This window comes from Vibrio sp. C8 (assembly GCF_054051265.1).
This window is the reverse complement of sequence record NZ_JBPAOE010000037.1, coordinates 1-901: the sequence shown is the minus strand read 5'-3', so window position 1 is coordinate 901 and position 901 is coordinate 1. Positions and strand designations below refer to the sequence as shown.

Sequence of the window (901 nt, the reverse complement as noted above, 5' to 3'; positions counted from 1 at the left end):
GGAGTGATTGAACCTGGTTTAGCAAGTACTTGACCACGTTCAACTTCGTCACGCTTAGTACCACGTAGAAGTGCACCAACGTTCTCACCCGCACGACCTTCGTCTAGAAGCTTACGGAACATCTCAACACCAGTACATGTAGTAGTTGTAGTGTCGTGGATACCAACGATCGCTACTTCATCACCTACACGTAGGATACCGCGCTCGATACGGCCAGTTACTACTGTACCACGACCTTGGATTGAGAATACGTCTTCGATTGGCATTAGGAACGGTAGGTCAACTGCACGCTCTGGCTCTGGAATGTAAGTATCTAGCGCTTCTGCTAGTTCTACAATCTTAGCTTCCCACTGCTCTTCGCCGTTTAGTGCGCCTAGTGCAGAACCTTGGATAACTGGTAGGTCATCACCTGGGAAGTCGTATTCAGATAGAAGTTCACGAACTTCCATTTCTACTAGTTCTAGTAGCTCTTCATCATCAACCATGTCACATTTGTTCATGAATACGATGATGTAAGGAATACCAACCTGACGGCCAAGTAGGATGTGCTCACGAGTTTGTGGCATAGGGCCATCTGTCGCAGCAACAACTAGGATACCACCGTCCATCTGTGCAGCACCAGTGATCATGTTTTTAACATAATCCGCGTGTCCTGGACAGTCTACGTGTGCGTAGTGACGTGCTGGAGTATCGTATTCTACGTGTGAAGTAGAGATTGTGATACCGCGCTCACGCTCTTCTGGAGCGTTATCGATAGACGCGAAGTCTTTCGCTACACCACCGTACACTTTTGCAAGTGTAGTACAGATAGCTGCTGTTAGAGTTGTTTTACCGTGGTCAACGTGGCCGATAGTACCAACGTTTACGTGCGGTTTCGTACGTTCAAATTTTTCTTTAGACA

Annotated in this window: 1 protein-coding gene; it reads right to left on the bottom strand. The window is 47.3% G+C overall.

Features of this window, described 5'->3' with window-relative positions:
• Positions 1–901, bottom strand: a 901-nt coding sequence (gene tuf, locus ACRQQK_RS15495) for an elongation factor Tu (protein WP_457512848.1), incomplete at both ends; no start/stop codon positions are given.